The sequence below is a fragment of the Sinorhizobium numidicum genome (genome assembly GCF_029892045.1).
GTDB lineage: Bacteria > Pseudomonadota > Alphaproteobacteria > Rhizobiales > Rhizobiaceae > Sinorhizobium > Sinorhizobium numidicum.
The window spans coordinates 1726387-1752802 of the sequence record NZ_CP120367.1; the positions used below are offsets into that span (position 1 = coordinate 1726387).

Sequence of the window (26416 nt, forward strand, 5' to 3'; positions counted from 1 at the left end):
CTTCCCCACCCGGGGAGGATTACCAGCTGTCGCCCTTGAGCTCTGTCAGCTCCACTTCGAGAAGTTCGAGATTTTCGGCAGCGGTGCCATCGCCGGAGAGCGTGTTGTGAACGGCGCTCCAGAACTTCGACGAGACCTCGTTGTACTTGACCTTGGTGACGGCGGAGGGGCGCGGCACGGCGCTCTGGAAAATCGGCTTCCAGCTCGGCATGAACGGCTGGGCCGCGGCGATTTCCGCGTCGTCATAGAGGGCGGCGATCGTCGGCAGTTGCGAAAGCTGCAGCGCGCGCTGTTTCTGCACGCCCTTTGAAGTCAGGAATTTCACCAAGGCGATCGCCGCTTCCTGCTCGTCCGAATATTTCGACACCGAAAGGTTCCAGCCGCCTAAGGTCGAGGACGGCTCTTCGCCCCCGGTTGCGGTCGGAAGCGGCATGACCTCGAACTTGCCCTTGACGGCACTGTCATCTCCGTTTCCGAGCGCATAGGCGTACGGCCAATTGCGCATGAAAACGGCATTGCCCGTCTGCCAGACGCCGCGCGATTCTTCCTCCTGATAGGCAAGCACGCCCTGAGGCGAAATCGCGCCGATCCATTCTTTGATCCGTTCGACGGCCGCAGCCGCCTTTTCATTGTTGACCGAGATCGTGCCATCGGGCTCGACAATCTGCCCGCCGCCCGAAGACTTGATCCATTCCAGTGCGTTGCAGGTAAGCCCCTCATAGGCATTGCCTTGGAAGACGTAGCCCCAAATATCCGCTTGTCCGGCAGCACGCTCCTTCTCCTGAATTTCCTTTGCGGTCGCCGCCAGCTCGTCCCAGGTCTTGGGCGGCGCCTTGCCGTATTTCTCCAGGAGGTCCTTGCGGTAGTAGAGAGCGGGCGCATCGGTAAACATCGGCATTGCAACCAGCCGACCATTGACCGTCTGCGATGCGATGATCGTGGGGAAGTAGTCGCCGACCACGTCTTTCGTAGCTTCAGTGAGATCGACGAACTGATCAGCAAGTTGCGGGGCCCAAATGACATCGGTCTGGTAGACATCGACGTCCGTGTTGCCGGCAGCCAGCCACAAACGATACTGGCTGAACTGTTCGCTGCTCGACGGCGGCATGGTGACGAGACTGACCCTGTGGCCCGTTTCCTTTTCGAAGATGTCGAGCTGTTCGCGAATGAAATTCACATTTTTGCCGGTCGTATTGGCCGCAAGCGAGAGTTCTGCAGCGACGGCAAAATCGGCAGCGCCGATGGCGGCGCAAAGAGTCAACGTTCTCAGAAACAGTGTCATGTTCGGCTCCTCCAAAAATCCCCCACGATCCGAATGCTCCTCAGCAATTCGAAAACGGTTTGGTTGGCAAAAGCTGTCAGAAGGTCTCAACGATGTCAATATGCCAGCAATTGGCTATTTCCACAAACCCTGAAAAGCATCTTTTCTCTCGCCAATTCAACAATTTACGTGCTACACAACCCTCCTTTGAACAGCCCGGACTGTAGTCATGCTACGTGTGCCCACAAGCATAATTTAAAACGATTTGGTCTGCCAAAGCATCCGCAGCGAAGGTGCCTCGCACCGCGGGCCGCGACCGAGAACCAATTGTTACTGACAAGAAAGGCGTATATTCCTGCCCGGATACGGGGCTAAGGGAATAGATAAGCCGCATGAAGCTCAAGGAGTTCGCCCGCCAATTGGGCCTTTCGCCAACCACGGTCAGCCGGGCGCTAAGCGGCTATCCGGAGGTCAGCGAAAAGACCCGCAAACGCGTGGCAGAGGAAGCCGTGCGGCTCGGCTATCGCCCAAACATCAATGCGGTGCGCTTGGTCACCGGGCGAGCAGGCGCCATTGGCGTCGTCATGGGTCGCACCGCGGAATTTCACTTCGCCGAATTCATGAGCGGAATGGCCGAGCGGCTGGATGGAGAAGACATCGACATCCTCGTCAGCCCGACGGCGGATCGAGACTCCACGGACGACGTTCCGCTTTATAGCAGGCTTGTCACCAGCGGCCGTGTCGATGCGGTCATCGTCCATTCGCCCAAGCCGAACGATGAGCGCATCGCACTGCTTCATAGGCTCGGCTTTCCGTTCCTCGTGCACGGCCGCTCCGAAACCGACGTGCCGCATGCCTGGCTCGACATCGACAATGAAGGCGCCGTCAGGCGCGCCACCTCCCATTTGCTTGACCTCGGCCACAAGCGCATCGCGATGATCAACGGTCGCCCCGGACGCACCTTCTCCCTCCACCGCGACAAGGGCTATCGCGATGCGCTGTCGGAGCGGGGCATCCCCTTCGATGCTCGCCTGGTCGCCCACGGCAACTTCACTGATGAGCTCGGTTTTCGCTTTGCCCGATCCTTTCTTGAGCAATCACCGCGTCCGACAGCCTTCGTCGCAGGCTCTATGATGACGGCGCTCGGCATCTATCGCGCCGTGCGCTCGCGCGGCCTCGTCGTCGGACGCGATGTCTCAGTGATAGCCCATGACGACGTATTTCCATATCTGACGGCCGAAAACATGGGCCCCTCGCTTTCGGCAACCCGCTCCTCGATGCGGGCAGCGGGCGCGCGATCGGCGGATCTCGTGCTGCAACTTCTCTCCGGAAGACCGGCAACCGAAATCCACGAACTCTGGCCGGTCGAACTCATCCTGCGCGAGTCCACGGGCCCGGCGCCACCGGAAGCACAGTCCTGAGCACGCAGGGACGCCTCGAAGAACCGGATAACGGGCAGATGGACAGAAGAGAAATTGCTATCATCGGCGGCGGGCCTGCCGGTCTTATGGCGGCGGATATCCTGTCACGCGGCGGCCATTCGGTTACGATCTACGAGGCGATGCCGACGGCTGCCCGTAAGTTCCTGCTGGCCGGGAAATCCGGCCTCAACATCACGCATGCGGAGGACTACACCGTTTTTGTGAAGCGCTTCGGCAGTGCTTCCGATCGGCTGCGCCCGGCCCTTGATGCCTTTGGCCCAAGCGACGTGCAAGCCTGGGCGGCAGAGCTCGGGGTGGAGACCTTCATCGGTTCCTCGAACCGCGTCTTTCCAACGGCAATGAAAGCCTCGCCGCTTCTGCGCGCCTGGCTCCGCAGGCTGGAGGCACAGAATGTCCGCCTCCTCACGCGTCATCGCTGGGTGGGCTTTGCCGAGAACGGTTATATTTTCGAAACGTCAGTGGGACGAAAGGTCGTCCGTTGCGAAGCGGCTCTGATCGCCCTTGGCGGCGCGAGTTGGCCGCGACTCGGCTCTGACGCCACTTGGACACCGTTGCTGCGCGACAGGGGTGTGAAGGTCAATGCTTTCCGGCCCGCCAATTGCGGTTTCGACGTCGCCTGGAGCGAGACGTTCCGAGAGCGCTTTGCCGGCGAGCCGGTAAAATCCGTCATCGCTTCATCCGCGGCAGGCGTATTTTCGGGAGAATTCGTGGTGAGCCGCGAGGGCATAGAGGGCAGTCTCGTTTACGCCCATGCCGCCAGCTTGCGCGACCTGCTGGAACGCGATGGCAAAGCGGCTCTTCTGCTTGATCTCGCGCCCGGCCGATCGGCTGAACGCCTGGCACGCGATCTGACCCGGCAGAATGATAAGGCAAGTTTTTCCAATCGCCTGCGCAAGAGGGCGGGACTAGACGGGGTCAAGGCGGCGCTGTTGCGGGAGATCGCCCCGGCGGTGCTCACGGCCGACCCGAAGAGCCTCGCCGCGTTGATCAAGGCTTTGCCTCTTGCGGTTTTGCGGCCACGTCCGATCGAGGAGGCGATCTCTTCGGCGGGCGGCGTTTGTCTCAGCGGCATCGACGAGCATTACATGCTGAAAGCGCTTCCAGGCGCTTTCACCGCCGGCGAGATGCTCGACTGGGAAGCGCCGACGGGAGGCTATCTGCTGACCGCATGCCTTGCGACGGGACGCGCCGCGGCAAGGGGCATCGAGACATGGCTGCGGCAGCAAAGATAGATCAGGCCGGCTGCGAAGAGCGCTGCGGCAAATCCGCCGCTGCCTCGCCTTCCTGGCGATCGGCATAGGCCCTGAGGAAGGTTCGGACGGCAGCGCGCGCCGCCTTTTCGAGTTCCTCCTCCGCTGGCGCGCCGCCAAAGAGATTGGTCATCTGCAGTTCGGCACTGATAAGGGCGAGGAACTGTTTGGCGGCGAGATCGAAGTCATCGATCTTCAGCGGCGCGACATGGGCGAGCCGCGCCAGGAGTGCCGAAAGCGCAGTTGCGATCTTGCCGGGTCCTTGCTTGCGCCAGATCTCGAAAAGATGCGGGTAGCGCTCCCCTTCCATCTGCACCAATCTACGAATGAATTTTCCATCGTGATTGCAAATGCAGTTCTTGTTGAGACGAACGGCAAAGGCCGTCAGATCGTCCTCGAGGTTGTCGCCATTTTCCGGGAACGTCGCCAATATCGAAAATAGCGTGGCGTTAGCGCGATCCATGATCGCCTGAACCACTGCCATGAACAGCGTCTCTTTCTCGCCGTAGTGATTATAGACCGTCTGGCGCGAAACACAGGCTTCCGCGGCGATCTCATCAATGCTCCCGCCGGAAAAGCCTTCGCGGCAAAAGACCTCGGCGGCGGCGTCCAGGATAGACACGCGTTTTGCGCACTGGCCCCTTTGGGTATGGCCACCAGCCGTTGATACCGGAGCATTCCTTTTTTTCATGTGCTGAAAATAGGACGTGTTGACGAGTTAGACAATGGTGTCTAGTTTTACACCTGTGTCCAAGTTATTTGACACGGGTAGTCTCGTGGATGCGATCCTCCCAAGCCCCGCGTCCAAGCGATCAGCGACTGCCTCTCCGTTTCAACCTTTAGCGACAGTGAAGGGCCGAAGGGTGCCTCCGGCCTGTCTCCGCGGTTCCTGAAAGAGATCATCATGACGGCTCCATTTCTACGCACTGCGATCATTCTCGGTTTATTATCGGCCATCGGGCCATTTGCGATTGACATGTATCTCCCTGCCCTGCCCTCGATCGGCGACGATCTCGGCGCGCAAAACAATGTCGTGCAATTGAGCCTTTTGTCCTTCTTCATCTCCTTTGCCGTTTTTCAGCTTGTTTACGGGCCCCTGTCGGATATCTGGGGCCGGAAGGCGCCGCTCTACCTCGGCATCGGCCTTTTTGCCGTGGCGAGCATCGGCTGCGCGGTGGCAAGCGATATTGAAACGCTCATTGCCTTTCGCTTCCTTCAGGGTATCGGCGGCGCGGCCGGCATGGTTATTCCTCGCGCCATTGTCCGTGACATGCACACTGGCGTCCAGGCTGCGCGCCTGATGTCGCTTCTTATGCTGGTTTTCAGCATTTCTCCGATCCTGGCACCGCTGACGGGCAGCGCCGTCATCGAATTCTATGGCTGGCGCGGCGTGTTCTATGCGGTGATGATCGCCGCCTTCATCGGCCTGATCCTGCTTGCGACGCAATTGCAGGAGACCCGGCCGAAGAAAGAGCGGTTGGAAAGCAACTTCGGCAGCGCCATGGCGGCTTACCGGCTGCTTCTTGGCGACCGCAACTTCCTGACGCTGACCTTTATCGGCGGCCTCGGCATATCGAGCTTCCTGGTCTATCTGGCGAACTCGCCCTTCGTCCTGATTGAATATTACGGCCTCACGCCAACACAATATAGCTTCGCCTTCTCCATCAACGCCGTGTCTTTCTTCACCGTATCGCAAGCGACCGGGTGGCTCGGCGAGCGTTTCGGCCTTGTGCGCGTCATGCGAATGGCGGTGACGGCTTTCGCCTTCACGATGGCCAGCATGTTCGTCGTCATGAGCTTCGGCATGAACCAACTGCCGGTCATGGCGGGCTTCCTTTTCGTCGGCTACGGCTTTCTCGGTCTCGTCATCCCCACCTCCGCCGTGCTCGCGCTCGAGGACCACGGTGAGATTGCGGGTACCGCCTCGGCGCTGATGGGAACGTTGCATTTCGTTACGGCTGCGGTGGCGATGATCGTGGCCAGTGTCTTTTTCGACGGCACCGCTCTGCCCATGGCCGCCGGCATCGCGATCTGCGCGCTTGGGGCATTCTTCCTGACACAGGCGACGATCGGCCGCCGCCGGGTCGTTGCCGCGGAATAGCAACCGCCCGGAACACGAAGCAAACGCCCCGTCGCCTGCGTCACGGGGCGTTTTGCGAACAGGACTTGCTGTGTACGTCCGCCAGATTCGACCAAGCCGCATGGCCGCTCGCCGAGGCTCGCGCCCGGGCTCGAATGAATACAACGACGCGAAGCGACGGAACTTCCGGGCGACATTCTTGTTAGGACCCGTCGGGAGGGTCGCATGCCGCCACCAAAAGAGATGGACTCCGTATTGGCCAATCTTCCCTTGAGGATAGGGGCCTACGTTCCGGACGATCTCCTGGAAGACTGGTTCGCTCCGGGCACAGGAATGAACCCGCCATCGGAAGCGGCGCTGACTGCTGCTGTTTCCTACAGCCGGCGGTTCGAGTGCGAATTCAAGCATTATCCCGAGCGCAAGGAAGGCGTTTTCTGGAAATGGGTACCAGCCATCTGAAAGAGGGCAACCTCGAGGCTAAAGCCATCGCGGCCGTCGTCGAAGAACTCGAACGACAGGCAGCGGAAAATCCGTCGAAACTGCGTGTGAGCAGAACTGGAGACAAGCTCACCGTCAATGGCGAGATCGACGTCGACGCGGTGGTGATGGTGGTCGTCGGGTCGATGGCCGGCGGTCCGTAAGTCCACTTGTCCACATCAACAAGCCGCTCATCGTCACGCCGAGCACGAGCGACTTGCTTCTTTGAATATCGCGCGGCAAGGCGATATCCGACGCGAGGCACGCGCTATCCGATTACTGCTGTAAATACAGGTAGCTAGCTGTGAGCTTTCAGTAGGTTGTCCATCCGGCCCAGACCGGGAAAGCTGAGGTTGTCGAAGCTTCAGTGATTCTCGGAGGACCGGATGAACATCCACAAGAATGCGCGGCTGACGCCGCGCGGTCGAGAGCGAATTGTAAGGCAGGTCGAGAGCGGGCAGACGCCGGAGGCCGTGGCCAAAGCCGCAGGCGTCTGCCTGCGGACCATTCGGAAGTGGATAGACCGATATCGCCGCGAAGGATTGACAGGATTGCATGATCGCTCCTCCCGGCCCCATCGACTGCGCCGGCCGACGCCTGCGGCGATAATCGAAACGATCGAACGGCTGCGCCGCCAGCGCTGGACGGGCAAACAGATCGCCGCTGAGGCCGGCGTCTCGCCAGCGACGGTGAGCCGTATTCTGCGCCGGTTGGGCTTGAATAAGCTGAGCGCGTTGGAGCCGGAGCCCGTGCGCCGCTATGAACGGGAGCATCCCGGCGAACTCATCCATCTTGATATCAAGAAGCTCGGCCGGATCGGCTCTGTCGGACACCGCATCACCGGACGACAAACTGGCATGATCAACCGTCACACCGGCATCGGCTGGGAGTGCGTCCATGTCTGCATCGACGATGCCTCGCGCGTCGCTTTCGTCCAAGTTATGCCCGATCAGCGCAAGAACAGCGCTGTCGCCTTCCTTGAGGCCGCCGTTGCTTATTACGCCAGTCTCGGCGTCAAAGTGCAGCGCGTGATGACCGACAACGGTTCCTGCTACCGGTCAAAGACTTTCCGGGCAGCCTGCAAGCGTCTCGGCCTGCGCCAGATCTTCACCAAGCCCTATACTCCCAGGACCAACGGGAAAGCCGAGCGCTTCATTCAGACAAGCTTGCGCGAATGGGCCTATGCTCGCGCCTACAACACCTCAGACGAACGCACCGCCGAACTGCCGCGATGGCTTCACCGCTACAATTGGCATAGACCGCATGGCAGTATCGGCTCAAAACCACCCATCAGCCGACTCGGTCTGACCGGGAACAACCTGTTGAGGCTCCACAGCTAGCACTCTCGATGGGAGAGTGCTAAAATTTTTCCGCGGACCTCTTGAAAGACGACAAATCGCAAACCAGATCGATTTGCGCGCGACGCCGAAAGGGGAGCGCGACCGCGCCGGATGCGCTTTTGGATGCGGCGCGGGGGAACCTATCAATGCCTGTTTGTCCCTAAGGAGAACGAAATGACGTTCCGTCCCTTGCATGACCGTATCCTGGTCCGCCGCATCGAAGCCGAGGAAAAGACGGCGGGCGGCATCATCATTCCCGACACCGCAAAAGAGAAACCGCAGGAGGGCGAGGTCATCGCCGCCGGCGCCGGCGCGCGCGACGACACCGGACAATTGCAACCGCTCGATGTGAAGGTCGGTGACCGTATCCTGTTCGGCAAATGGTCCGGCACGGAGATCAGGCTCAACGGCGAGGACTTCCTGATCATGAAGGAATCCGACGTCATGGGCGTGATCGAGGCCGAAGTGAAAGCCAAGACCGCCGCGTAAGCGGGCGATGACAAAGACCAGTCAAGAGTGCTGCCTATCGAAGGAGTAGGAAAATGGCTGCGAAGGAAGTGAGATTTCATTCCGACGCCCGCGAAAAGATGTTGCGCGGCGTCGATATCCTTGCCAACGCCGTGAAGGTCACCCTCGGCCCTAAAGGCCGCAATGTGGTGCTCGATAAATCGTTCGGTGCCCCGCGGATCACCAAGGACGGGGTAACCGTCGCCAAGGAGATCGAGCTCGAGGACAAGTTCGAGAACATGGGTGCGCAAATGGTGCGCGAAGTGGCCTCGAAAACCAGTGATGTAGCCGGCGACGGCACCACAACTGCCACGGTTCTGGCTCAAGCCATCGTCAAGGAGGGCGCGAAAGCTGTCGCCTCCGGCATGAATCCGATGGACCTCAAGCGGGGCATCGACAAGGCGGTCGATGCCGTTGTTGAAGAGTTAAAGAAGAACGCCCGCACGATCACCAAAAACGACGAGATCGCGCAGGTTGGCACTATTTCGGCCAACGGCGATGTCGAGATTGGCCGCTTCCTCGCCCAGGCGATGGAAAGGGTCGGCAACGAAGGCGTCATCACCGTCGAGGAGGCCAAGACCGCAGAGACCGAACTCGAGGTGGTCGAAGGCATGCAATTCGACCGCGGTTATCTCTCGCCCTATTTCATCACCAATCAGGAGAAGATGCGCGTCGAGCTGGAGGAGCCTTACGTGCTCATCCATGAGAAGAAGCTATCCAACCTGCAGGCGATGCTTCCAGTACTCGAAGCCGTCGTGCAGTCCGGCAAGCCGCTTCTGATTATTGCCGAGGACGTTGAGGGCGAGGCGCTCGCCACCTTGGTCGTCAACAAACTGCGCGGCGGGCTCAAGGTCGCAGCGGTCAAGGCGCCCGGTTTCGGCGATCGCCGCAAGGCCATGCTGGAGGATATCGCCGTCCTGACCGGCGGCAGCACGATCTCCGAGGATCTCGGCATCAAGCTCGAAAACGTCACGCTCGACATGCTCGGTCGCGCCAAGAAGATTGTCGTGGAAAAGGAAAACACGACCATTGTGGATGGCGCCGGCTCCAAGGAGGAGATCCAGGGACGGATTGCCCAGATCAAGGCGCAGATAGAGGAGACGACCTCCGACTATGACCGCGAGAAGCTGCAGGAGCGACTTGCAAAGCTGGCCGGCGGCGTCGCCGTCATTCGTGTCGGCGGCTCGACCGAGGTCGAGGTGAAGGAACGCAAGGACCGCGTCGACGATGCGATGCACGCAACCCGAGCTGCGGTCGAGGAAGGCGTCCTGCCCGGCGGCGGCGTTGCCTTGCTGAGAGCCGTCAAGGCACTGGACAGGGTGCAGACCGACAATGTCGACCAGAGGCACGGCGTCGAAATGGTTCGCCGCGCGCTCGAAGCTCCGGTGCGTCAAATCGCCGAGAATGCGGGCGCCGAAGGCTCGATCATCGTCGGCAAGCTGCGCGAGGCAGCCGATTTTGGCTATGGCTGGAATGCACAGACCAACGAATTCGGCGACCTCTACACGCAGGGGGTCATCGACCCCGTGAAGGTTGTGCGCACGGCACTCCAGGACGCCGCGTCGGTTGCTGGTCTGCTCGTGACCACGGAGGCTATGGTGGCCGAGAAGCCGAAGAAGGAAGCGCCCGCTCCGGCGATGCCGCCGGGCGGCATGGACTTCTGACGACAGCGGCGGTGGCCGCACCGAACACGGCGCCGTGCGTCCCTAGACGCACGGCGCTGTGTCGTCTTTCGACTCCAGGAGGTCAGGGCATCACCCGGGAGACGAACGACGGAAATTCGAAGTGCACAGAAAGCCTGGTCTTCCGGGTGAGTGGCCGTCGTCGAAGCGGAACACAGCCCACGCGATTGCCCTCAATGCCTGCAGGGCAGCTCTTGTCGGCGAGATCGATGCTGAGACCGCTCGCGGACGATTCAACGCGTTCGTCACAAAGGTCGATCTCCTCATAGAAAACGCAGACGCCGTTGTCGGCCCCCGCCCGCGAGAAATGCGCGCATTCGGCATGCCTTCAACAAGCAGAGCGCTGACGTGATGAGGCTCAATGTAGAAGGTAACGATGCGCGATCTCCGACCAGTTGAGAGCCGAAATCCTCGGAGCATCCCCTTCTCTCGTTGCGTTGACAAAAATAGTCTCCAGGACATACGCCAACAAATCCGCCATCATCATATCCTCACATGACATGTCTCAAGTTTATGTAACGTGAGCAGATCACTTATATTTAAACAAGGAACAATAGCCTGAGCGGCGCATTTTGTCTTCATTACAAATAAACGCAAAGGAGAACGGTATGAATGCGAAGCTTCTTGTACTTTCCGCAGCATTACTTGGTTCGATGACCGTTGCCGCCACGGCGCAAGACACCTCTAGAAGGAGTGCCGTAACAGGCGCAGCCGGCGGAGCGGTCACCGGGGCGATTATCGGTGGACCTGTCGGCGCGGCAGTCGGTGGCGTCGCAGGCGCGATTGCGGGCACAGCAATCGATCCTCCTCCCGCGCCGGTGATTGCTTACGTGCAGGCACAGCCTGCCCCTCCGCAGCCGGTCGTCATTCAGGAGCAGGTGGTGGTCGGAAAACGGCTGCCACAAACGGTTGTCCTCAATCCGATACCGGAAGACACTCGATACGCCTATGCGGTCGTCAACCAGCAGCGGGTCATTGTTGATCCGCAGACACGCACGGTCGTTCAGATCGTGCAATAGATCGAGCGGAAACCCGGCGAGCCAAGTTCGCCGGGTTTCTTACAAGCAAACATTATGGCGCCGTGATCGAGGCAGACATTTCAGTATTCGTTCAGTTCGCGCGCTTCGACAGCGGCAAAGCCGCGTGAGCCAGAACGTCCAAGCGATAGCCCAGGAGCTGATTGATGGAAGAGGTCCCCTGGTTCGCAGGCGCGGTTATCTATGGCATCGACGTCAAGCGCTTCGCCGACGGAAACGGCGATGGGATAGGCGATTTTACGGGTCTCACCTCGCGCGTGACCTACCTCCATGATCTCGGAATCAATTGCATCTGGCTCTCGCCTTTCTTCAAGTCACCTTTCGCAGATAACGGTTATGACATCAGCGACTATTATTCCGTCGATCCTCGCGTCGGCACTCTCGAGGATTTCTTAGGATTTCTTCATGCTGCCGGTGAGCAAGGCATTCGCGTGATCATCGATCTCGCCGTCAATCACACATCGACGAAACATCCCTGGTTTGAGGCGGCCAAGCGTGATCCGAAATGCCGTTTCCGGGATTATTACGTCTGGTCCGAACACCCGCCTCCGGTCGAGGCGGACAACGAAACGGCATTTCCGGGCGAGGAAAACAGCGTCTGGACCTATGACGAAATCGCCCAGGCGTATTATTTTCACAAGTTCCGCCATTTTCAGCCCGACCTGAACACCGCGAATCCTGCCGTGCTCCAAGAGATTCTGGCCGTTGTCGACTATTGGCTTGCGCTCAATGTGGACGGCTTTCGGGTGGATGCCGCACCTTTCGTCATAGGGGAAACCGGCATCGAGCATGCAAATCCCCGCGACCCGCATGGTTTTCTTCGAGAGATCCGCGAGCTGCTCAACGCCAGGCGGCCTGACGCGCTCCTGCTCGGCGAAGTCGACCTCGCGCCCGATGCCTTGCGGGATTACTTTGGCGAAAGCAAGCTTGATCTGCTGCTCAATTTCATCCTGAGCGGCGCTCTTTTCGGCGCCCTTGCACAGCGGGAGGCGAATGTCATCCACGAGGCTCTTGCTCTTCTGCCCGAGCCACCACCGCGCTGCGGGTGGGCAAATTTCCTCCGAAACCTCGACGAGCTCAACCTCGCCCGCCTGCCCGCCGATATTCAGGAAAGAATCTATGCCGAGTTCGCACCAAAAGAGAGCATGCGAATTTATGGCAGGGGAATAAGGCGGCGGCTTGCCCCTCTGTTGGAAGGCGACCAGAAAAGGATCGCGCTTGCCCTCAGCCTCTTGCTGTCGGCGCCCGGCGTACCGCTCCTTCTTTACGGCGACGAGATCGGCATTGGCGACGACCTTTCGCTTCCCGGCCGCGAGGCAGTGAGGGTTCTCATGCAATGGAACGAGGGCAAGAACGGCGGCTTTTCGAATGCCGCAAGCAACGAGCTGCTTCAGCGCCCGATCTCCACAGGCGCCTTCTCCTTCAAGCGCGTAAACGTCGCCGATCAGCTTAAGGACCCGACGTCTCTTTTGAACCACGCCAGGCAATTGATCTTCGCCCGTCGAAGACACGACATCTTCTATAAGGGCCGGCTCCTGCCCCTTCGTGCCGATCATCCGGCGCTCTTCGCCTCGGCCTATTCCCGCGGCACGGAATTACTCGTCGCCGTGCACAACCTCGCGGACGAAGCAATCGAAGCCAGTCTCGACTTGCCCGGAAGGTTCGATAGCGATTTTGCCTGCATTGTCGGGGAGTGCGGGGTCGTTGTTTGCGACAGGCAGCTCGCCGTCACGCTCGGCCCTTATGGGCACGCCTGGCTCTATACCGCGCTGGAGTCCTGAATGGCAAAAATCACGCGTCTCACGAACAATTTACGCCTCGCGACCTCCTAAGCTGGGTGGCGGCAGCGGAGCGGGCGGGCTTCGATTGCGTCATGTCGTCGGATCACCTGGCGCCCTGGAACGAGCGCCAGGGCCAGTCCCGGTTTTGCCTGGGCGTGGCTCGGCGCAGTGCTTCAGGCGACGAGCCTGTCCTTCGGTCTGGCAACCGTTCCGTGCGGCTGGCGATGCCATCCCATAAATTTTCCGCCAAGCCGGCGCGACCTCGCGCAGATCTTCCCGGAGCGCCTCGCCTGGCTGGCGCTCGGCAGCGGCGAACCCTCAGTCGAAAACGGTCCCCTTGGCGCCCTCATATTCTCGTGCGAGGGTCTCGATCGCCGCCGACGCCTCCTCGAATGTCCATCCTGCCTTCTCTGCACGATGGGCGAGCGCGAGCAGATCGTCGGTCAGCTCTCCGCCAATTGCCGCAACGATGCTTTCTTGAGATGTTGTCGCCAGATCGGCTACAGCCGGCCTGAGGGCTGCGACGCAATCGGCTTGCCTGCCCGGATAATCGGAGGCCTGACGGGGTCCGGAAATCGCGTGCGAATGCTCCATTTTCGTTCTCCATTGCTGTGACTTCGCAGGCCTGTGCCCAACTCGCCTTCCAGGGTCAAATGAACGTCGCGGGCAGTTGTTCCTCGTCGCCAAGGGTGAGCGAGGCAGCGCAGACCTATCGAACCGATGGCTTGCCAGCATGTTCCAAGGCTATCCGGTTTCGCCCCGCCGCAATTCAATCCTACTAATACAAGAAGATGCCAGTTCCCTTGGTTGAAGTAGCCGCGTGCCTGCGGCCGCTCCGCCCCTCGGAACCTTGGCGGTCCACAGGAGTTTACTTGCGTCGCCCGTCACATACCGAGCGACGAAGTCTTCCATGGAGCAGTGCCCGCAGTGCGGCGGGCACTGCTCATGATGGAGTATCTCGCCGAAGTCCTGGTGCCAGCGCCTATCGGAACATTTCAATTCAAGTTCGGATCGTCCCGGGAGGTGGTGTAGGTCGCGGCTGATGGCCGTGCTTTCCGACATAGAGCCGGAGGGATATCAGCGGGCCACAGCGGGCAGACTGATTTGCGGATCATCGCTCATTTGCGCCATGGTCTCAAGTGTCAGGTACCGGGCGCGTTGGACGGCCCATTCGTCATTCTGTTCGAGCAGCAGTGCGCCGACGAGACGGACGATGGCTTCGTCGTTCGGAAAGATGCCGACGACCTCGGTGCGTCGCTTGATTTCGCCGTTGAGACGCTCGATTGGATTCGTCGAATGCAGCTTTGCCCGGTGCTCTTTCGGGAAGGTCATGTAGGCGAGCACATCCTCTTCAGCGTTGTCCATGATGGTGGCGAGCTTTGGAACTTTCGGCCGGATCTGATCGGCGACGCTGCGCCATTGAGCGCTGGCTGCCTCCGGGGTCTCCTGGGCAAAGGCCGTTGCGATGAAGGCGGAGACGACCCGCCGGCCGCTCTTGCCGGCATGCGCCAGAACGTTTCTCATGAAGTGGACCCGGCATCTTTGCCAGGTGGCGCTGAGAACCTTGGTGACGGCGGCCTTGAGGCCTTCATGCGCATCGGAGACGACGAGCTTCACACCGCGCAGACCTCGGCGGGTCAGCCGGCGCAGGAACTCCGTCCAGATCGGCTCGGCTTCGGACGTGCCGACTTCCATGCCCAGAACCTCACGCCGGCCGTCGCTGTTGACGCCGACGGCGATGATGACGGCAACGGAAACGATGCGCCCACCGCGGCGGACCTTCAGATAGGTGGCATCGATCCAGAGATAGGGCCAATCGCCCTCAATCGGCCTGTCGAGGAAGGCCTTCACCTTGACGTCGATCTCCTCGCATAGCCGCGACACCTGGCTCTTGGAGATACCGCTCATGCCCATGGCCTTGACCAGATCATCAACCGAGCGCGTCGAGATGCCTTGAATGTAGGCTTCCTGAATGACGGCCGTCAGAGCTTTCTCTGCCATTCGACGCGGCTCTAGAAAGCTTGGGAAATAGCTACCCTTGCGCAACTTGGGAATGCGCAGTTCGACGGTTCCGGCGCGCGTCTCCCAATCGCGGTCACGGTAGCCGTTGCGCTGGGCGAGCCGCATCGGGCTCTTCTCACCGAAACCAGCACCGGTGGCGCCGCCAACCTCCAGCTCCATCAACCGCTCGGCCGCAAAGCCAATCATCTCGCGCAACAAATCCGCATCGGCGCTCTTCTCAACAAGCGAGCGCACGGTCATCATGTCATTGGTCATCGGTGATCTTTCCATCAGGTTGGTCTTGAACAACCCGACCCTAAATGGAAAACACTGATGGCCGCCTAAACCTCAGGACCTACACCACCTCCCGGGACACGATCCAAGTTCGGTCGCGACCGAACAGGAAAGGACATGTCATGCGTACCGCGACAGAACATTTGCAGACCTGGCTCAAGGACGCGCATGCAATGGAAGAGCAGGCGATCACCATGCTCAGCAATCAGTCCAGGCGGCTGAAAAACTATCCGCAGCTCAAAGCCAGGATAGACAAGCATTTGGAGGAAACGCGCGACCAGGTGGCGATGATTGAACACTGCCTCGAGCGGGTCGACGGCGGAGCTTCGACCCTTAAGGACCTCGGCGGCAAGATCGTGGCCTTCGGACAGGGCTTGAGCGGCCATTTCGTCAGCGACGAGGTCGTGAAAGGATCGCTCACCGGCTATACGTTCGAGCACATGGAAATCGCAACCTACAAGATCCTGATTGCCGCGGCCGAATATGCTGGCGACCGGGAAACAAAACGCGTCTGCGAAACCATTCTCCAGCAGGAGATGGCGATGGCCGATTGGCTTAGTCAGCATTCCACTGCGATCACCCGGGCATTCTTGGGCCGAGTCGATCACAATCTCACCGCAAAACATTAAACCAGGCGGACTTGGGGCCACCGACACGGGAGCCGTCGCGGATTCGCTACTTCTAGGGAGTCGCCACTACCTCGATCGAGAGTACACTCTTCAAGTACCGGGCAGATTTACCCGGGCGCCACGGACATGTGTCCGAAATCGCCCCTTGAGAGGAGATCGAGCCATGTATCCATCTAGTAAATTCCACCCCAGCCCTATTCTTCCGAACGAGCTCTCGATGCTGCAGAACGTGCTCGACAAAGCGTTGGAGGACAGAAAGCTGTCAGCGGATAGCAGCGAGGCCGATGAACTCGCAAGGAGCATTATCCATCTTTATCAGTCAGGCGTCAGAAGAGCGGCGGACCTGCATGAAATGATAAAAGCCATCTGAGAGACGGTGCGATAGGAACAACCCAGAGCCCGTCATCCGGTCACGGGCTCCTCAATGATGAACGAACTTTTCACCGGTGCGGAACGGCTGCCCCCGGTCAGGAGCCCATTGGAGGTGTACCTGCTTTTCCCGCCCTCGAGCCGAATCATCGTATGAACAGGGCTGAGCGGTGATCGCCACGATCATTTCGCTTCGTCTCAACTTCGTCCGCCGCTTCATTTTTCCGGCCTTGGCTGCGCTGGAGCGGATTGGTCTGGTTGTCGCCCGGTTCGACAGCGGGGTGACGAGTATGCCGGAAACAACCGGATCCCACCTGCCGAAGGCCCGACGAAACCTGCCTATCGACGTGTTGCAAAGAGCTGGCTTGTCCCGAAGCGTTTTCTCACCTCGCCATGAATGCCTTAGGCGAGCCGTGATCGAGCGGCCAGACCGGCGTTGAGCGGCGGAAGTTGAAGCGGGAAATTGTAATAATCGAAGTCATTGATCATCGCCGAAGGCAGACGGCGAACTGCAGTTCTGCTTCCGCACATTCGTGAATTTCATTCACAAGCGCTGCGACCGGACAGGCGCTTATCAGTACGGTCGGGCCGCCTCATATTGCACCGCGAAAGATCAATCGCTCCCAATGTTCCTATTCAAGTCCCGGTTCACGTTGTGAACGGCGGGCGGAAACGGATTTGCCATGCCTCTAGCCATTTTTGCATTGACCATCGCGGCCTATGCGATCGGAACCACCGAATTCGTGATCGTCGGCCTTTTGCCCACCGTCGCCAGCGACCTCAACATCACGCTGCCGCTCGCCGGCCTCATCGTCAGCGTTTATGCGCTCGGGGTTACCTTCGGCGCGCCGATCCTGACGGCGCTTACCGGCAGGATCGAGCGCAGGCCGCTGCTGCTCGGTCTGATGGCGCTGTTCATTCTCGGCAATACGGTAGCGGCCCTCTCGCCAAATTATGAAGTGCTCCTGGTCGCTCGCGTACTTGCCGCCTTCGCTCACGGGGTATTCTTCTCCGTCGGCTCGACGATCGCCGCCGACCTGGTGCCGGAAAACCGCCGCGCCTCAGCCATCGCCATGATGTTCATGGGGCTCACCGTCGCGATCGTCACGGGCGTGCCGATCGGCACCCATATTGGCCAGATGTTCGGCTGGCGCGCGACTTTCTGGGCTGTTACCGCCCTCGGCGTCTTGGCCTTTGCCGGCATCGCCGCACTGCTTCCGAGCACGCTTTCGAAAGCCGCTCCGGCAAGTCTTCTCGACCAGGTCCGCGTGCTCGGTTCCGGCCGCCTGCTCATCGTCTTCGCCATGACCGGTCTCGGCTATGGCGGCACCTTCGTCACCTTCACCTTCCTGGCGCCGATCCTGCAAGAGATCACCGGCTTTTCCGAGCAGAGCGTCAGCCTGATTCTGGTGCTTTACGGCCTCGCCATAGCCATCGGCAACATCGCGGGCGGCAAGATCGCCAATAAAGACCCGATCAGGGCGCTGATCGGGCTTTTCATCCTCCAGAGTCTGGTGCTCGTAGCCTTCTCATTCACCGCCGTCTCGCCGATCTTGACGCTGGTGACGCTTGCCGCGCTCGGATTTCTGTCCTTCGCCAATGTTCCCGGCCTGCAGCTCTACGTCGTGCAGCTTGCCGAGGAACACCGTCCCGGTGCCGTCGACGTCGCCTCGGCACTCAACATCGCTGCCTTCAACCTCGGCATCGCGCTTGGTGCCTGGCTCGGTGGCATAGTGGTCGACTCCGCTCTCGGCCTCGGCGCAACGCCGTGGGTGGGTGCCATCCTCGTGGCCGGCGCGCTGCTTCTGACAATCTGGAGCGGCGCCCTCGACCGGCGCTCCGTTCCGGCCTTACAGACTGCCTGATACTCCTAAGTCCTGGCGCTCAAGTGCCAGGCTAGCCTTCGGCTATATCGCGGCGAATGACGGCTTCCCCTGCGCGTCCTCGACGACATGGTTCAGTGCCGACGAAACGACTGCGTGGTTCCTAAATCGGAGCCGATTTAAGGACCACGCAGCAATTCAAACCACTGCCGCGCCTTTGTGCGCCTGAAAAGACGCGCGGCGCTATGCGCCAACGGCAATGAATACCGTCCTTGCGCGTTACTCTTCGATGCGGAATCCGACTTTCATCACGACCTGATAGTGCGCCACTGCACCATTGACGATTTGTCCGCGAATTTGATCGACTTCAAACCAGTCGAGGTTACGCGTGGTCTTGGAGGCTCGTGATATCGCCGTTTCGATGGCCTCGTTAATCGAGTTCGGCGAACTTCCGATCAGCTCGATTTTCTTGTAGACGTGCCCGCTCACCATATCCTCCTGAAAGGTTCTGATTGATCTTGGGTCTAAAAATCGCCTCGCTTGGATGGCGATAACTGTCGCAGTTCAACAGCGATGACTTCGCACCATCGCCGTCAGGCGATCATGCGCCCCTTCGTTTGGAACCGCCAGCCGAGGCATGCGAAATCGCTGTGATGCCGACAAAACGCGTCGAAGAATCGAAAATGCAATTCACGGCGACGCCGGCGAAAGCTATAGCGCTTCCTATTCGATGAGCAGCATTGGACCCTCTCATGACCGACACTGTTACCGACCGCTTCCTTCGTTACGTCGTCATCGACACCCAATCGGATCCCAGATCATCAACACAGCCCTCCACCGAGAAGCAGAAGAACCTAGGCCGCATGCTCGTCCAGGAGTTGCTTGCAATCGGTTTGTCTGATGCCCATCTCGACGAGCACGGCTACGTCTATGCGACCATTCCGTCCAATGTCGACAAGCCGGTACCGGTCATTTGCTTTTGCTCGCACATGGATACCGCACCCGACTTCACCGGAACGGACGTCAAGCCAAAGGTGGTGCGGAACTACGGCGGCGGCGACATCAGGCTTTCGGGCGATCCGCAACAGATCATTCGCGTCAGGGACAATCCGGCACTCCGTGACCAAATCGGCAACGACATCATCACGACCGACGGTACGACGCTGCTTGGCGCCGACGACAAGGCCGGCATTGCCGAAATCATCACGGCGGCGCAGATCCTGATCGCCAATCCGGACATCAAGCATGGGACAATCAGGCTCCTGTTTACCACGGACGAGGAAATCGGGCGTGGAGTCGACAAGGTCGACCTGGCAAAGCTCGGGGCGCAGTTCGCCTATACCGTCGATGGCGAAACGGCCGGTCATATCGAGGATGAGACATTCTCGGCCGACAGCGTCGAGATCTCCCTTCAAGGCGTCGCGATCCATCCCGGCTTTGCCAAGGGAAAAATGGAGAACGCCATCAAGATCGCCGGCGAGATCATCGCCCGTTTGCCAAAGGACATGGCGCCGGAGACGACAGAAGGAAGAGACGGATTCGTTCATCCGACCGGCGTGACCGGGTCGATGGAGAAGGCGATCCTCAGTTTTATCGTCCGAGACTTCAGCGATGACGGGCTTGCCGCGAAGGAAGCACTGCTTGAATCTATCGTGAAGGCTGTCATGACCGACTATTCTGGCTCCACCTTTACATTCGAGGTCAAGGAGCAGTATCGCAACATGAAGACCGTGCTCGACCGTTATCCGGATATCGTCGACAATGCCATCGAGGCAGTCCGACGCGCCGGCATGCTGCCGGTACGCGGCAGCATCCGGGGCGGCACCGACGGATCGCGGCTTTCGTTCATGGGCCTGCCCTGTGCCAATATCTTCGCCGGCGGACATGCGTTCCATTCGCCGCTCGAATGGATCAGCCGGCAGGATATGGAGAAGGCCGTGACCACGCTCGTCGAACTGGCAAAAATTTGGCAGGAGCGCGCTTAGGCGAAACGCGCTCGGGACGCTTTTCAGCGCGGCGCGGCAGGAGGGAACAAATTGCCGGCATGGGCTTTCCTCACATAGCAAAGAGGAAAGGGACAATGGCAAAGAGCAAGCTAAAAGAACTCAGCCGCAGATCGCCGGACCCGGCCGGCGAAGACATCGTCGCATCTGCGGAGAATGTGCCCGATAGCGATGATCCGAAGCCCGTGGATCAAGGCCGCGTGCCGCCAGTCCGCAGCAGAGATGAGGCGAACATCGATAGCGACGAAGCCCTTCCAAATGATCGGGAGGAGAGATCCATCGCCGATGATCCGTCACGCGAAGAGACACGCTTTGGCGAAGTGAAGCCGCCGAAACCGTGATGCGGAAACCGCTCACCAGGAGCAGATCCCTTACCGAAAGCGGGTTTCCGCCTCTGGTCACGCCGGCTTCGCTATTGGTCGCCGACGTCCGCGCTGCTTCTTTTACCCAAGCCGTCGCCAAACGGCGTCACTTGAGGGCCTCATCGATTACGTCAGCACTCACGCACTTAAACGGTATCGCAGCGCTCATTGCTCGTTGGCATGGGCGCCATGCGCATGAATGATGGTCTGCGCTTCCTTGCCGTAGAGTTCCTCGAAATGATCGAAAGTCTTGGAAAAATAGCCAATCCCTTGCGTTGCGGATCTGAGCGTCCGCGCCAGATCATCCAGCACGCTACCGGGGAGGAGCGCGCGGAAGATGTCCCATCCCTTCGCAGCCTCATCCCGGTCGAAGCCGAGTACCTGGCCCTTAAGGGTCGATACGATTGGCACAAGGCTGCCGGAATAAATCGACGGAACATGGATCTCGACACGGAAGATGGGTTGCATCAAAACCGAGGAGGCCTGCGAAAGAGCCTGTCGCACGCCGAGTTTCCCAGCCGTTCGAAAGGCGTATTCGGAACTGTCGACGGAATGATGCTGGCCATCGGTCAGCGTCACGCCGACATCGATAACCTGAAATCCCAAGGGACCCTTTTGCATCGCCTCGCGGGCACCGGTTTCGACGGCCGGTATGAAATTCCGCGGAACCGCGCCGCCTTTGACCGTTTCGGCGAACGAGAAGCCTTCGCCCCGCCCGTTCGGGTGGACCGTCAGTTTGACGTCCGCGAACTGACCCGCGCCGCCCGTCTGCTTGCGATGGCGATAGTGAACGTCCGACGATTTCGATATGGTCTCTCGGTAGACAGGGCTCGGTGGTCGCTCGGTGACCTCAACGTGGAAGACCTCAAACAGTGTCTTGCAAAGATCGCGCAAGTGCACCGGACCCTGGGCGCAGACAAGCTGCGCGCCAGTTCCCTCCTCCTGCATGACCTTCAGACCGCGATCCGTTTCGGATAGTTTCGCGAGTGTTTCGGAGAGCTTCGTCTCGTCGCGCTCGCTTTCCGGCACGAGGATCCGCTCAAGCATCGGCGTCGGCGGCGTGATCCACGCGGGCGGCGCGACCGCGGCATTGGCCGTCAGGAGAGACGGGACCGCGAGATGATCGGATTTGACTGCCGCAACGACCTGCCCCGGCACCGGTGCACCTGTTGCCGGACGCCCGGTAGCAGCATCCTGGAGCGACCCCAGGTTGGCGCCAGCCAACGTAGCCCCCTGCTTTACGCCGTTCTGTAGGGCGCGAAGCAGAACCGTCTTACCGATATTCTGGCGATAATGAGCATGAAAACTGACGGCCGCCAGCGAGGCGTCATCGATACCGGCGGCCGCGGCAAGGCGTTTTCGGAGCGCATCGACGCGCGGTGCGTCATGGCGAAGGGCCTTCATCAATCTTAAAATGCCGTTGCTGTGGCTTGCTGCACCGAAAAGCACCGGGATGATCTTGTTTTCGTTCAAGACCCGCGTCGAGATCTTGTAGATGGCATCGCTGGTCGGTTCGCGGTCCTCGATGAGCTCCTCCAATAGCCAGTCGTCGAACTCCGAAAGATGCTCCAAGAGTTCCGTGCGCGCCTCGTGCTCGCGCTCCATCGCGCTCGCCGGGATTTCGAATAACGCGGATGTCTGACCCTCCCGATAGCGCCAGGCGCGCTCCGAGATCAGGTCGCAACTGCCGATGATCTTGTCGCCTTCCCGGATCGGAATCTGCCGGATGACCAGTGGACGGGTTGAATAGTCCTGAAGGGCGGCCACGACGTCCCTTAGCCGCCCTCGTGGCTCGTCTATGCGGTTTACGAACAGGATGCAGGGCGTGCCGGAGGCCTCGATCGCGCGCAGATAAGGCGCGGCAAGAACCGCCTCGTCTAAAACTGGCGAAACGCAGAGCACGCAGGCATCGCTGGCGAGAAGCGCGTTCTGTGCATGCGGGAGTGCCTCGGTATTTCCGGCCATATCGAGCGCGCACCAGGCTTCACCGCCGAATTCAAATTCGGTGACGCATAATCCATATGGAGAAACTGATTTTTTAGGCTCGCCCTCCAGCGAACCCAACCTTTCCACGAGCGTGGATTTTCCGATCTGCGAAGGACCAAGTACCGTAAAGCAGCGCATCGGCGTTCCTCCCTCTGCCAAGATGACACGTCCCTACCCTACCACCAAGATGCCCCTCCTGCATGGGTCCTTCAATCGGAACCGATTTAAGGCGCTGTCGGTAGCGCAAAGCGCCAGTGATTTTTTTGTTTTCTCGCGGCCACGTTTCCCTTGTGCGGAAGACAAGGACTTTTTTCGAAGCGTCGGAACCGACGGCTTTCGTGCAGTTGTGTGCGCGCAACGCAGTTTATCCCATCGAACTCGGCGCAAATTCGGCAACCAGCTCGTGGCGGTCGCCAGGATAGGTCAGCCGCACGCTCGTGACCGGTGCGCCGCCGCTCCATGTCCTCCGGTCGATCACGAGACAAGGTGCTCCGACACCAATGCCCAGCGCGTGGGCCGCCTGACGGCTTGCCGCCACGGCTCTGATCCGGTGTTCGGCGGTACTCCAGGGCACTTTGCCGAGCAGCCATGATCCTGGCGCGACGATGTCAAAGGGCTCCGCTTCGGCTTCCGGCACCGCCGAAAGGCTGATCAACCGCTCTTCAAGACAAAAGCCCCGGCCGCCGGCAAAATGGCGGCAGGTGATGTCGAGAAGCCTCGATGACTTTGGCAGATCGATGCGTCCGGAATCGCCGGCGCCAACTTTGCGGACCGTTCGAGCGTCAAGGCGATAGATGTAATCAAGGCCGAGCGACTGCACCTCGAGCTTCACGTCGTGAATCGCCATCACCGCAGATTGGACCTGCGGAAAGGTGACGTAGCTGCCGGATTTGCGCCGACGCTCGATCAATCCGCGCTTGACGAGTTCGGAAAGCGCCTTGTTCACGGTCATGCGGGAGCAGCCATATTGCTCCGTCAGTTCATGCTCGAAGGGAATTCGGTAGCCTGGAGGCCAATCGCCCGAAAGGATATGGCCCTCGACCTCGCTCAGAATTCTCTGATGCAGCGACAGCGGCTGCTCCTGTCGGTTTTCCTCTTTGGAAGGATGATTGTTGGAAATGGCGGGATCCTCGCTGATAACCTGGCCCGTAGCTTACCCATTTCCATCCACGGCGACAGCCCTCGTGCCGGCAGCTCAGGGATTTCCATGACGATGAATGCCGTCGAAATCGATTCGCCCGCTTGGACGCCTGCGCGTGAAGCATCTTTTTCTCAATAAATGAGATACCAGGGCGTCAGAAAGGCGCGTGCCCATTCCTGCTCGCGCTCGTGTTCGCCGTTTTCCGCTAAATCCTGCGCCGACGAAGGCCAAGGGTCATGTCACCAAGGCAGAACATTCCGTACCCTTCTCCCTCTTGGCTCTCTCGAACACAATCTTGCCGTGATCGGGCTCGCAGGCAATAGTCTACCATTTTTATGTGCTAATTGTCGGTTTTAAATCCCTGCATTGTCGTTATGCTTCTGGCTCCTTTCGCCGCCATCCGCAGCCGCTGGTGCGAGCGCATCTGAGAAGACGCACGGCATTGTAGTGTAGTGGCGCTCGTCTGCCGCTGCGCTCTCCCCTTGCCTTCGCTGCTCCGAAGCCTCCCCGAGCAACGGAGCGCTATTCGGGTTGTCCGCGGACAACCGCTTCACAATCGCACACAGACAGTTGTCCGCGGACAACTGTCAACACGAGTCAGGTAACTTGCGACCTGCGAGTGGCATAAAGGGACTTTTTGTTAAGCGTTTGTAAATTGGCAACGAATCGGCGCATAGTATATCTGCGCAGATCGGTTCTGATTGCCCACTTTTGCGCAGTTTTTTGGAGACGGGGATGTTGCAGCAGAGAATCCAGGGTCTTGAGGAGCGGGAACATTTGCCATCCCTGCTGTCTGCTGACGCTCAGGAACTCGCCCATCAACTTCAGGAACACCAGAAGAAAATCTTCTCTCCAACTGCGCAGAAAACCATGCGGTTGTTCAGTCCGGCGGAGGCGGCCGCCTTCATCGGAATCGGCGAAGGCTATCTGCGCCAGATCGCGTCAGAAGGCCATGGTCCGCAACCGCTGTCAAATGGCCGGCGCATGTACGCGGTCGAGGACATCGATCGTATCCGCCGGGTCCTTGACGAGGGCGGCAAGACCGGAAAATACATTCCGCATCGCCGTGCGGGCGAAAAGCTGCAGGTTGTCTCGGTCATGAATTTCAAGGGCGGGTCGGGCAAGACGACGACCTCGGCCCATCTCTCCCAATACCTCGCTTTGCGAGGCTATCGCGTACTGGCGGTCGATCTCGACCCCCAGGCTTCGCTGTCGGCGCTCTTCGGTCATCAGCCGGAACTCGACGTAGGCGAGGCGGAAACGCTTTATGGCGCCATTCGTTACGAGGATCCGCGCCCGGTGGGAGACATCGTTCGCTCGACGTACACGGCCAATCTTCATCTCATCCCCGGCAACCTCGAACTGATGGAGTTCGAACACGAGACACCGAAGGCGATGATAGATGGCTCTGCGGAAACACTGTTCTTCGCCAGGATCGGCGAGGCGCTTTCGGAAGTCGAGGGGTTCTACGATATCGTCGTTATCGACTGCCCTCCGCAGCTCGGCTTTCTTACCATGTCGGCGCTCTGCGCAGCCACCTCCGTCCTCATCACCGTGCATCCGCAAATGCTCGACGTCATGTCGATGTCCCAGTTTCTATCCATGACGAGCGAACTCATGAGCGTGGTCGAGAAAGCAGGCGGGCGCACCAGCTACGACTGGATGCGCTATCTCGTGACGCGCTTCGAGCCGAATGACGGTCCGCAAAGCCAAATGACAGGTTTCATGCGGGCGATCTTCGGCAACCGCATGCTTCAGAACGCTATGGTGAAGTCGACCGCAATTTCCGATGCCGGCGTCACCAAGCAGACGCTCTACGAGGTTGAGCGCTCCCAATTCATACGCGGAACCTACGACCGAGCAATGGATTCGCTCTCGCTCGTCAATGCGGAGATTGAAGACATGATCCGCAAGGTCTGGGGAAGGAAGTAGTAGATGGCGCGCAAGAACCTGATCGGCATTTCCGACAACCCTGCCCTCCCGATCGATGCGGAGCGCCCGGTCGTTGGTCGCCCGATCGCCGGGTTCGCGCCGAGCCAGCGACCCGGCGGTGCAGTTGGCGGGATCACGAAATCCCTGTCGAACATTACTCAGAAGGTGGAGCGCGCACAGGAGCTCGAGCGCCAACTTGCCGAAGGTCATGCAATCGTCGAATTAGAACCGTCGCTGATCGACGCGTCCTTCGTGGTCGACCGGCTTGGCGTCACCGTCGAAGCGCAAGCGGCCCTGGTTCAGCAGATCCGGGACCACGGACAACAGGTGCCGATCCTCGTCAGGCCGCACCCGACGGCCAAGGAGCGCTATCAGGTTGCCTATGGCCATCGACGACTTGCGGCGCTCCGCGAGATCGGCGGCAAGGTCAAGGCCGTCATCCGCAACCTCAGCGACGAACAACTCGTCATCTCGCAGGGGCAGGAAAACAATACCCGCACGGATCTTTCCTTCATCGAGCGCTCGCTGTTCGCCACACGGCTGGAGGATCGCGGCTTCTCGCGTGAAATCATCATGTCCTCGCTCGGGGTCGACAAGGCGGCACTTTCGAAAATGATCACGATCGTGCGCCGATTGCCGGTGGCGGTGATCGAAGCCGTCGGCGCGGCGCCCTCCTTCGGCCGAAGACGCTGGATGGAAATGGCCGATCTTCTCGAGCGTGATGGCAATCGGCCAAAGGCGCTCGGCTATGCGCAACAGGCCGAGTTTTCAGCGATGGACAGCGATCAACGCTTTGAGAAACTATTCGATTTCCTAAGCGTCTCCAAGGAGCGCGCAAAGGTTGAGGCCTGGTCTGCACCTGGTACGACACGCACCGTGCGCATCCGCGAGACCGAATCGGAGACGACCCTCGCCTTCAACAAGAAGGTTGCACCGGGTTTTGGAGATTTCGTGAGGCAGAGACTGGAATCTCTGTACTTCGAATATCAGCAGGAAACAGGAGATTAAACAGAGCAAAA

At 59.6% G+C, this 26416-nt stretch carries 26 protein-coding genes and 1 pseudogene; 20 read left to right on the forward strand and 7 right to left on the reverse strand.

What is annotated here, in order from left to right; all coding sequences use genetic code 11:
- Positions 1–19: 19 nt before the first annotated feature.
- Positions 20–1282, reverse strand: a complete 1263-nt coding sequence (locus PYH37_RS08250; protein WP_280730943.1) for an ABC transporter substrate-binding protein — start codon at positions 1280–1282, stop codon at positions 20–22.
- A 371-nt stretch (positions 1283–1653) separates the two neighbouring features.
- On the opposite strand from PYH37_RS08250, the gene PYH37_RS08255 reads away from it, so the two are divergent.
- Both PYH37_RS08255 and PYH37_RS08260 read left to right on the forward strand, forming a co-directional pair.
- Positions 1654–2682 (forward strand): substrate-binding domain-containing protein, encoded by a 1029-nt coding sequence (locus tag PYH37_RS08255; RefSeq protein WP_280730944.1) that lies wholly within the window; start codon positions 1654–1656, stop codon positions 2680–2682.
- Positions 2683–2720: 38 nt separating this feature from the next.
- Entirely contained in the window at positions 2721–3935 is a 1215-nt protein-coding gene (locus tag PYH37_RS08260) for a TIGR03862 family flavoprotein (protein ID WP_280730945.1), read from the forward strand.
- Between the two features lies 1 nt (position 3936).
- On the opposite strand, the gene PYH37_RS08265 is transcribed toward PYH37_RS08260, so the two are convergent.
- A complete protein-coding gene (locus PYH37_RS08265; protein WP_280730946.1) occupies positions 3937–4644 on the reverse strand; it encodes a TetR/AcrR family transcriptional regulator in 708 nt (235 codons plus the stop codon).
- A 213-nt stretch (positions 4645–4857) separates the two neighbouring features.
- On the opposite strand from PYH37_RS08265, the gene PYH37_RS08270 reads away from it, so the two are divergent.
- The 10 genes and pseudogenes from PYH37_RS08270 to PYH37_RS08315 all read left to right on the forward strand — a co-directional run.
- On the forward strand, positions 4858–6054 hold the full coding sequence (locus PYH37_RS08270; protein WP_280730947.1) for a multidrug effflux MFS transporter: 1197 nt from the start codon (positions 4858–4860) through the stop codon (positions 6052–6054).
- 204 nt (positions 6055–6258) lie between these two features.
- A complete protein-coding gene (locus PYH37_RS08275) occupies positions 6259–6492 on the forward strand; it encodes a hypothetical protein (RefSeq protein ID WP_280730948.1) in 234 nt (77 codons plus the stop codon).
- Positions 6474–6674 (forward strand): hypothetical protein, encoded by a 201-nt coding sequence (locus tag PYH37_RS08280; protein WP_280730949.1) that lies wholly within the window; start codon positions 6474–6476, stop codon positions 6672–6674. Before PYH37_RS08275 ends, PYH37_RS08280 begins: the two co-directional genes overlap by 19 nt.
- A 222-nt stretch (positions 6675–6896) precedes the next feature.
- Positions 6897–7850: an IS481 family transposase gene (locus tag PYH37_RS08285; protein ID WP_280730950.1), complete on the forward strand. Its 954-nt coding sequence runs from the start codon at positions 6897–6899 to the stop codon at positions 7848–7850.
- 174 nt (positions 7851–8024) lie between these two features.
- A complete protein-coding gene (gene groES / locus PYH37_RS08290; protein WP_280730951.1) occupies positions 8025–8339 on the forward strand; it encodes a co-chaperone GroES in 315 nt (104 codons plus the stop codon).
- Between the two features lie 53 nt (positions 8340–8392).
- Entirely contained in the window at positions 8393–10021 is a 1629-nt protein-coding gene (groL, locus tag PYH37_RS08295) for a chaperonin GroEL (protein WP_280730952.1), read from the forward strand.
- A gap of 121 nt (positions 10022–10142) precedes the next feature.
- The gene (locus PYH37_RS08300) at positions 10143–10391 is read left to right on the forward strand and encodes a DUF982 domain-containing protein (RefSeq protein WP_425336050.1); all 249 of its coding nucleotides are present in this window, start codon (positions 10143–10145) and stop codon (positions 10389–10391) included.
- 256 nt (positions 10392–10647) lie between these two features.
- Positions 10648–11058 carry a DUF1236 domain-containing protein gene (locus PYH37_RS08305; RefSeq protein ID WP_280730953.1) on the forward strand — a complete coding sequence of 137 codons (411 nt, stop codon included), beginning with the start codon at positions 10648–10650 and terminating at the stop codon, positions 11056–11058.
- 164 nt (positions 11059–11222) lie between these two features.
- Positions 11223–12857, forward strand: a complete 1635-nt coding sequence (locus PYH37_RS08310) for an alpha-amylase family protein (RefSeq protein ID WP_280730954.1) — start codon at positions 11223–11225, stop codon at positions 12855–12857.
- Positions 12854–13202, forward strand: a pseudogene (locus PYH37_RS08315) (LLM class flavin-dependent oxidoreductase); the annotation flags it as partial. The gene PYH37_RS08310 and the pseudogene PYH37_RS08315, both read left to right, overlap by 4 nt.
- Here the strand turns inward: PYH37_RS08315 and PYH37_RS08320 are convergent.
- On the reverse strand, positions 13176–13451 hold the full coding sequence (locus PYH37_RS08320) for a hypothetical protein (protein ID WP_280730955.1): 276 nt from the start codon (positions 13449–13451) through the stop codon (positions 13176–13178). The pseudogene PYH37_RS08315 and the gene PYH37_RS08320 sit on opposite strands and share 27 nt — an antisense overlap.
- Before the next feature lie 483 nt (positions 13452–13934).
- Positions 13935–15134: an IS256 family transposase gene (locus tag PYH37_RS08325; RefSeq protein WP_280730956.1), complete on the reverse strand. Its 1200-nt coding sequence runs from the start codon at positions 15132–15134 to the stop codon at positions 13935–13937.
- A gap of 140 nt (positions 15135–15274) precedes the next feature.
- Here PYH37_RS08325 and PYH37_RS08330 point away from each other — a divergent pair, with 140 nt between their 5' ends.
- From PYH37_RS08330 to PYH37_RS08340, 3 genes are all read left to right on the forward strand, one after another.
- Entirely contained in the window at positions 15275–15781 is a 507-nt protein-coding gene (locus tag PYH37_RS08330) for a ferritin-like domain-containing protein (protein ID WP_280730957.1), read from the forward strand.
- A 217-nt stretch (positions 15782–15998) separates the two neighbouring features.
- On the forward strand, positions 15999–16151 hold the full coding sequence (locus tag PYH37_RS08335; RefSeq protein ID WP_280730958.1) for a hypothetical protein: 153 nt from the start codon (positions 15999–16001) through the stop codon (positions 16149–16151).
- 682 nt (positions 16152–16833) lie between these two features.
- Positions 16834–18015 carry an MFS transporter gene (locus PYH37_RS08340; protein ID WP_280730959.1) on the forward strand — a complete coding sequence of 394 codons (1182 nt, stop codon included), beginning with the start codon at positions 16834–16836 and terminating at the stop codon, positions 18013–18015.
- Positions 18016–18252: 237 nt separating this feature from the next.
- On the opposite strand, the gene PYH37_RS08345 is transcribed toward PYH37_RS08340, so the two are convergent.
- A complete protein-coding gene (locus PYH37_RS08345) occupies positions 18253–18462 on the reverse strand; it encodes a dodecin (RefSeq protein ID WP_280730960.1) in 210 nt (69 codons plus the stop codon).
- Between the two features lie 263 nt (positions 18463–18725).
- Here PYH37_RS08345 and pepT point away from each other — a divergent pair, with 263 nt between their 5' ends.
- Positions 18726–19958 carry a peptidase T gene (gene pepT / locus PYH37_RS08350; protein ID WP_280730961.1) on the forward strand — a complete coding sequence of 411 codons (1233 nt, stop codon included), beginning with the start codon at positions 18726–18728 and terminating at the stop codon, positions 19956–19958.
- Between the two features lie 95 nt (positions 19959–20053).
- The gene (locus PYH37_RS08355; RefSeq protein ID WP_280730962.1) at positions 20054–20317 is read left to right on the forward strand and encodes a hypothetical protein; all 264 of its coding nucleotides are present in this window, start codon (positions 20054–20056) and stop codon (positions 20315–20317) included.
- A 186-nt stretch (positions 20318–20503) separates the two neighbouring features.
- Here the strand turns inward: PYH37_RS08355 and PYH37_RS08360 are convergent, their stop codons facing one another.
- Together PYH37_RS08360 and hutC are read right to left on the reverse strand one after the other, a co-directional pair.
- The gene (locus PYH37_RS08360; protein WP_280730963.1) at positions 20504–22462 is read right to left on the reverse strand and encodes an elongation factor G; all 1959 of its coding nucleotides are present in this window, start codon (positions 22460–22462) and stop codon (positions 20504–20506) included.
- A gap of 226 nt (positions 22463–22688) precedes the next feature.
- A complete protein-coding gene (gene hutC, locus PYH37_RS08365) occupies positions 22689–23396 on the reverse strand; it encodes a histidine utilization transcriptional repressor HutC (RefSeq protein ID WP_280732444.1) in 708 nt (235 codons plus the stop codon).
- Here hutC and PYH37_RS08370 point away from each other — a divergent pair.
- From PYH37_RS08370 to repB, 3 genes are all read left to right on the forward strand, one after another.
- The gene (locus PYH37_RS08370; protein ID WP_280730964.1) at positions 23355–23603 is read left to right on the forward strand and encodes a hypothetical protein; all 249 of its coding nucleotides are present in this window, start codon (positions 23355–23357) and stop codon (positions 23601–23603) included. The two genes, hutC and PYH37_RS08370, sit on opposite strands and share 42 nt — an antisense overlap.
- A gap of 600 nt (positions 23604–24203) precedes the next feature.
- Positions 24204–25397, forward strand: coding sequence for a plasmid partitioning protein RepA (repA, locus tag PYH37_RS08375; protein ID WP_425336081.1), 1194 nt, complete (start codon positions 24204–24206; stop codon positions 25395–25397).
- Between the two features lie 3 nt (positions 25398–25400).
- Positions 25401–26405, forward strand: a complete 1005-nt coding sequence (gene repB / locus PYH37_RS08380) for a plasmid partitioning protein RepB (protein ID WP_280730966.1) — start codon at positions 25401–25403, stop codon at positions 26403–26405.
- Positions 26406–26416: the final 11 nt, after the last annotated feature.

Excerpts from the sequence above, each read along its gene's own strand:
- PYH37_RS08265 (WP_280730946.1), bottom strand. The coding sequence starts at position 4,644 with ATGAAAAAAAGGAATGCTCCGGTATCAACGGCTGGTGGCCATACCCAA.
- repB (WP_280730966.1), top strand. The coding sequence starts at position 25,401 with ATGGCGCGCAAGAACCTGATCGGCATTTCCGACAACCCTGCCCTCCCG.
- PYH37_RS08305 (WP_280730953.1), top strand. The coding sequence starts at position 10,648 with ATGAATGCGAAGCTTCTTGTACTTTCCGCAGCATTACTTGGTTCGATG.
- PYH37_RS08250 (WP_280730943.1), bottom strand. The coding sequence starts at position 1,282 with ATGACACTGTTTCTGAGAACGTTGACTCTTTGCGCCGCCATCGGCGCT.
- groL (WP_280730952.1), top strand. The coding sequence starts at position 8,393 with ATGGCTGCGAAGGAAGTGAGATTTCATTCCGACGCCCGCGAAAAGATG.
- PYH37_RS08320 (WP_280730955.1), bottom strand. The coding sequence starts at position 13,451 with ATGGAGCATTCGCACGCGATTTCCGGACCCCGTCAGGCCTCCGATTAT.
- PYH37_RS08280 (WP_280730949.1), top strand. The coding sequence starts at position 6,474 with ATGGGTACCAGCCATCTGAAAGAGGGCAACCTCGAGGCTAAAGCCATC.
- PYH37_RS08285 (WP_280730950.1), top strand. The coding sequence starts at position 6,897 with ATGAACATCCACAAGAATGCGCGGCTGACGCCGCGCGGTCGAGAGCGA.
- PYH37_RS08260 (WP_280730945.1), top strand. The coding sequence starts at position 2,721 with ATGGACAGAAGAGAAATTGCTATCATCGGCGGCGGGCCTGCCGGTCTT.
- PYH37_RS08310 (WP_280730954.1), top strand. The coding sequence starts at position 11,223 with ATGGAAGAGGTCCCCTGGTTCGCAGGCGCGGTTATCTATGGCATCGAC.
- PYH37_RS08360 (WP_280730963.1), bottom strand. The coding sequence starts at position 22,462 with ATGCGCTGCTTTACGGTACTTGGTCCTTCGCAGATCGGAAAATCCACG.
- PYH37_RS08370 (WP_280730964.1), top strand. The coding sequence starts at position 23,355 with ATGGCCCTCGACCTCGCTCAGAATTCTCTGATGCAGCGACAGCGGCTG.
- PYH37_RS08255 (WP_280730944.1), top strand. The coding sequence starts at position 1,654 with ATGAAGCTCAAGGAGTTCGCCCGCCAATTGGGCCTTTCGCCAACCACG.
- PYH37_RS08340 (WP_280730959.1), top strand. The coding sequence starts at position 16,834 with ATGCCTCTAGCCATTTTTGCATTGACCATCGCGGCCTATGCGATCGGA.
- PYH37_RS08275 (WP_280730948.1), top strand. The coding sequence starts at position 6,259 with ATGCCGCCACCAAAAGAGATGGACTCCGTATTGGCCAATCTTCCCTTG.
- groES (WP_280730951.1), top strand. The coding sequence starts at position 8,025 with ATGACGTTCCGTCCCTTGCATGACCGTATCCTGGTCCGCCGCATCGAA.
- pepT (WP_280730961.1), top strand. The coding sequence starts at position 18,726 with ATGACCGACACTGTTACCGACCGCTTCCTTCGTTACGTCGTCATCGAC.
- PYH37_RS08330 (WP_280730957.1), top strand. The coding sequence starts at position 15,275 with ATGCGTACCGCGACAGAACATTTGCAGACCTGGCTCAAGGACGCGCAT.
- PYH37_RS08325 (WP_280730956.1), bottom strand. The coding sequence starts at position 15,134 with ATGACCAATGACATGATGACCGTGCGCTCGCTTGTTGAGAAGAGCGCC.
- PYH37_RS08355 (WP_280730962.1), top strand. The coding sequence starts at position 20,054 with ATGGCAAAGAGCAAGCTAAAAGAACTCAGCCGCAGATCGCCGGACCCG.
- PYH37_RS08270 (WP_280730947.1), top strand. The coding sequence starts at position 4,858 with ATGACGGCTCCATTTCTACGCACTGCGATCATTCTCGGTTTATTATCG.
- PYH37_RS08335 (WP_280730958.1), top strand. The coding sequence starts at position 15,999 with ATGCTGCAGAACGTGCTCGACAAAGCGTTGGAGGACAGAAAGCTGTCA.